The organism is Nevskia soli (assembly GCF_903970205.1).
Classification (GTDB): domain Bacteria; phylum Acidobacteriota; class Terriglobia; order Bryobacterales; family Bryobacteraceae; genus Bog-113.
On record NZ_CAJCHS010000061.1, the window covers coordinates 1 to 4,974 of the forward strand.

Consider the following 4,974-nt stretch of genomic DNA (forward strand, 5'->3'; position numbering starts at 1 on the left):
GGAGTTCCTCGGCACCTTCACTCCCGATGGCTACAGTCCTCCTAAAGGAGCCGGTCTGAATGTGGCATGGATCCCCCAGGTGATGGGCAGCTACTTCGAAGCGCAGGGGATTGCGATTCTTCGCGGCCGCGCCTTCACTGAAACCGACCGCGAAAACACTCCTTTGGTGGCGATCGTTAATCGAACCCTCGCCGAGCACTACTGGCCTGGACAGGACCCCATCGGCAAGCGCCTGCACCGCGGTCCGAAGGAAGCCGATCTGCCTTGGCTCACGGTCGTTGGGGAGATTGGCGACGTCAAACAACTTGCGGCCGATCTACCGACGGAAGAGCAAATCTACGTGCCCTCCAGCCAGACCAAGGCCGATGCAGGCTCGTTTGCGCCGCCCCATTTTCTTTCCGGAAATGCGGGTTCCATCGTGATTCGCGGACAACTGCCTCCCCAGCAGATGGCCGGCTCCCTGAGTGCCGTTGTCCGCTCCATCGATCCGCAACTTCCGCTCACCCGCGTCGAGTCTATGGATAGCGTGATCGCGGAAGTCCAGGCGCCCCGCCGGTTCAACACGGCGCTCGTCTCCACGTTTGCCGCTGTAGCCGTGCTGCTGGCTTTGTTAGGCATCTACAGCGTGGTCGCTTTCTCGACGGCGGCGCGCACGCAGGAGATTGCGATTCGCATGGCGCTGGGGTCGCAGCGCTCCAGGGTTGTGCGGCTGATTCTGCTATCCGGCGCAAAGCTCGGAGTGATCGGTTGCGTCGTCGGAGCGATTGCCGCCGTATTTGCCACGAGGCTGCTGCGCTCGCTTCTCTTTCAGGTCGATTCGCTGGACCCGGTCATTCTGGTGCTTGCGACTCTGTCTATCCTTCTAATCGCACTCGCAGCTTCCGTGATTCCGGCGCGCCGCGCGGCTCGCATCGAACCGTTGCAGGCCCTGCGAACTGAGTAGCCGCGCTAACTACCCAGAAAGATCCGCGCCAGCTCCCCGAAGCCCTCGGCAACCAGCAGCCGGTCGCTCGTAACGATCTCTTCACGCTCCAGCGTCCACGTGCGCTCATGCGGAACGTAAACCGCGCGCAGACCTGCCGCGAGCGCCGGATTGATATCCGATTTCGGGCTGTTCCCGATCATCCACGTGCTCCCGGGATCGAATCGAAGCCGCGCGACGAGATCGTGATAGGCGTCGCGGTTCTTCTCTTTGACGATTTCGCAATGCGTGAACCAATGACCGATGCCGGAGCGCGCGATTTTTGAACTCTGCTCCTCATGCGCGCCTTTCGTGAACACGGTCAGCTCGTGCTGCGCGGCGAGCCGCGGCAGTGTTTCCGCTACTCCCGGCATGAGCTCGATCGGCATCTGCAGGATGCCGTGCGCGTACGACGCAATTTCCTCGAAGTGCGTCGGATGCGGATCGCGCTCCACCAGCGCTTCAAAGCACTGCCGCAGGTTGCGCACAAAGTTGTGCGCGCCGTATCCGTGAATCTTGTTGTTCTCAATTTCGATCGCGTCCAAAGCCGCACGTACCTCAGCGGGCGTCAACGTTGAATGCTGCAGCAGCTCGCAAAAGCGGTCGAACGCCTGCTCGAAGTAGATGTTGTTCTCCCAGAGCGTATCGTCCGCATCAATCAGCAGATGCTGTCGTTTCAATTCGCCACCTTTGGCGCCAGCCGGAACGGGATGTCGACCAGCGCATCCACTTCGATCGGTTTTCCCTGCCGCGTGGCCGGAGCAAAGACCCACTTACTTAGAGCCTCCGTCGCGCTCTGATCGAGCCGTTGATCGAGGCCTTTCACGGTTTGGACGCCGTACACGCGGCCGTCGCGCCCGATCACGAAGGCGAGGCGCACCGTGCCCTCGACGCGCTCTTCGATCGCGGTGGCAATGTATTTCGGATCCACCTCATGCATCGGTTGCGGCGCAGAGATGACCACCTGGAAGCTCTCGAGCTCCCGATCGGCGTACCACATGAGCCAGCTGCCGGAGTGGCTGGTGAGGTTGGGGCTCTGCAACGCGACGCTGAAGACCGTCCGCCCCAGAAAGCGCGGATCGGGCGCTCCCGAGACACGAACTCCGGCCGGACGCGCAGGCTCCGGCGGATCGTCGTCACCTCCGTCATGAGTCGTCGTTCGCGCCACTTCCCGGGCATTGCCGTCCGGACGGCGGGAGAGCCTGTCGGGCGCCATGGCCTTGGCGATCAAAGCCTGCGCCGCATCTTTGTCCCCGCCGCGGATGGTCAGGTCGGGGACCGTGATTCCGGAGCCGCCTCCGGCCGAGGTCGCGCCGTCCGGACGGAGCACCGGTCCGGCGGAAAGCTGTCCGCGATGCGAGCTATCCGGCAGCGGCACCTTCAAACTATCGATCGCGTTCAGCCCGATCACCGCAACGTTGGCGGTCGACGAAGTCCCCTTCAGATCGGGCACATCGGGGAGCGTGCCGATGGACGCCGTCACCACCCGTTTGGGTTGCGGGCGAAACGCCAAGGTTCGCGATCCCTGATCCAAGACCTTTGCCGCCAGGCTATTCGTGGCGGCGTTCGACGCGGGGTTCAGTTCCGGGGCATCGTTCACCTCAACGTGCGCAGTCAGCTTCGCCACTCGATCCGGCGGACGAACGAACGGTTTCGCCGGTGTGGGCAGCTTGGGGAGGTCCGGAACGTGAACGCGTGCCTCCATCGCCGGCGCGGGTTCCAGTTCGGCCACTTTCGTCGCCGTACGCCTGGCCTGGTGCTCCGGCGCGGCAAACTGCTTCGGCGGCGGCGCGGCGAGCGCGATCAGATTCGGCAGCGGCTTCAACAGCTGCGGTTTGATTTCCGGCGCCGGATGGATGATCACCTGCGCGGTCTTCGGAGCATTCACGGGAGCCGAAACAATCGATTGCTTACTTAGCGCCTCGGCCTTCAACGGTCTGTCCTCGGCGCGCGGCTTTGGCGGGGAAACATCCGGGAGTTTGTCTTTGAATGTGTACCAGACCAGGCGCGTCTCATGCGGCCGGATCATCTGATCGTACGCGCCGGGCGATTTGGCCGGCAGCCACGGCGTAAGCAGCCACGCCGCGACCAGCAGGTGAATGCCGAGCGACACCGAAAGATACAGGGATCGCGGCTTGACCGGCAGCGTCCGTGGAGCCGATTCGAACAGAAACAATCCGGCTAAACCCCCGCGATCTTGTGTGAGAATCCGTTCCGCGGAGCCAGTTGCCGCATCCGTGTCCGCTGCCGCACGCGAGGAATGTGGTGCTCCAGAAACCGGTTCAGCTGCTGCAGGCGCTCCGTCTCCGAACGGCTGCGCAACAACTGGTTCTGAAAATCCAGATCGGGAACCGCCTGCGCCAGTTGGAAACTAAGCTGCGCATCGTTCAGGACCGCGTCATCGTTCGCGCGCTTTTCACCCGCCGCTGCGAGTTCCTGGTAGCGCGCGATCGCCGTCTGTTTCAGCTCGGGCGCGGGCTCCGCCTCCAGATCGTCATCGAAGAACTCCACCGTGCCTCGCAGGAACGCGCGCTCCTGGTTGATGTCCAGAAGCTCAAAGCGGCGAAACCCCTGGGTCACGATGTCCAAACGCCCGTCCGGATAACGGGTGAGCACCTTGTCGACATAAACCGTGCATCCGGCATTCACGATTCCGTCCTCTTTGGCGAGCACGATGCCGAACTCTGAGTGGTCGCGGATCGCCTCATCCACCATCTCCTTGTAGCGATCCTCAAAGATGTGCAGAGGAAGCGAAGTGCGTGGGAAGACGACCAGCTGCAAGGGAAATAAAGGGAGCAGCTCCGCCATGTTCTAGTATTATCGCGTGCCGTGCTCGACGCTGAAAGACCTGATCGCCATCTCTTCGGTATCGGCGGAATCCAACCTGCCGGTGATCCGCTATGCCCGGCAGCGCCTCGAACAATCCGGATGGCATTGCGTCGAGCAGCCCTATGCGGACGAGCACGGAACGGCGAAAGCGAACCTGATCGCCACCCACGCGGAAGAGCGCGACCCGGCGCTCGCATTGGTTTGCCACACGGATACGGTCCCGTACGATTCGCCGTCTCTGGTGCAGCCCGTCGAGCGCGACGGAAACGTCTACGGACGCGGCGCCTGCGACGTGAAAGGATTTCTGGCGTGCGCGCTCGAGGCGATGGGAAGCGCGCGAAAAGGCTTGGCGCTCGTGCTGACAGCCGACGAAGAGATCGGCTGCATCGGCGCGCGGCGCTTCGTCGAATCGCAGATCCTTCGGCCGCGTTACGCGATCATCGGTGAGCCGACGTCGCTTACGCCGATTCGCGCCGGGAAAGGCTATTGCGTCGCGGAACTGCGCTGCGCCGGACGGGAAGCTCACAGCGCGTTCCCGGATCTCGGCGAATCCGCCATCGGCAAAGCCGCGCGGGTGGTGATCGCGTCCGAGCAGATACAGGAACGATTGAAGTCCGACCGGGACGACGGCTTCGACCCGCCGTACACGACCGTGAACATCGGTGTGATCCAGGGCGGCCGCGCGAAGAACATCATTCCCGGCGAATGCATGATGTTGTTCGAGTGGCGCCCGATCCCGCATCAGGCGGTCGATGCCGCGATTGAGCGGCTAAGCGGGTGCGAGGTGAACGTGTTGCGGAGGCAACCGGGATTTGCTACTGCGGCTTCGAGTCTTATTGTGACGACGCTGGCGGAACTATCGGGTCGCGCGCCGGCTACTGTTTCGTTTGGAACGGAGGCTCCGTGGATTGCGCAGCTGGGTACTGAATGCGTTGTGTTCGGTCCGGGGACGATGCACGTCGCGCACGGCAGCGAAGAACATGTGCCGATTGAAGAGCTCGAAAGCTGCGTCACGATGCTACGCGAGGTCATTTCCCAACGTGCTTCCCGCTGATACCGAACAATCTCAAGCCTAATACCAAGCTTCACACTGAGCCCGAGCGAAAGCGAGTGGATTGACGCCGCATCGGCATCGCACCACTCGCTTTCGCTCGGGCTCAGTGTGGGGTTTTGTGGATGTCGCG

At 62.6% G+C, this 4,974-nt stretch carries 5 protein-coding genes; 2 read left to right on the top strand and 3 right to left on the bottom strand.

The features are described 5' to 3' along the window. Positions 1-943: FtsX-like permease family protein (locus H1Y01_RS03010; protein WP_180538627.1), on the top strand; the 943-nt coding region annotated here is incomplete at its 5' end. Positions 944-948: 5 nt separating this feature from the next. Here the strand turns inward: H1Y01_RS03010 and H1Y01_RS03015 are convergent. Genes H1Y01_RS03015 through H1Y01_RS03025 form a run of 3 tightly spaced genes read right to left on the bottom strand, consistent with a single transcriptional unit; the run spans position 949 to position 3,769 of the window. After that, a complete protein-coding gene (locus tag H1Y01_RS03015) occupies positions 949-1,641 on the bottom strand; it encodes an HAD family hydrolase (RefSeq protein WP_180538628.1) in 693 nt (230 codons plus the stop codon). Further along, the gene (locus H1Y01_RS03020) at positions 1,638-3,137 is read right to left on the bottom strand and encodes an energy transducer TonB (protein WP_180538630.1); all 1,500 of its coding nucleotides are present in this window, start codon (positions 3,135-3,137) and stop codon (positions 1,638-1,640) included. The genes H1Y01_RS03015 and H1Y01_RS03020 overlap by 4 nt, the downstream gene beginning before the upstream one ends. A gap of 5 nt (positions 3,138-3,142) precedes the next feature. Further along, positions 3,143-3,769 (bottom strand): LON peptidase substrate-binding domain-containing protein, encoded by a 627-nt coding sequence (locus H1Y01_RS03025; protein ID WP_180538632.1) that lies wholly within the window; start codon positions 3,767-3,769, stop codon positions 3,143-3,145. 16 nt (positions 3,770-3,785) lie between these two features. On the opposite strand from H1Y01_RS03025, the gene argE reads away from it, so the two are divergent. After that, entirely contained in the window at positions 3,786-4,844 is a 1,059-nt protein-coding gene (gene argE, locus H1Y01_RS03030) for an acetylornithine deacetylase (protein WP_180538634.1), read from the top strand. The last annotated feature ends 130 nt before the right edge of the window (positions 4,845-4,974 follow it).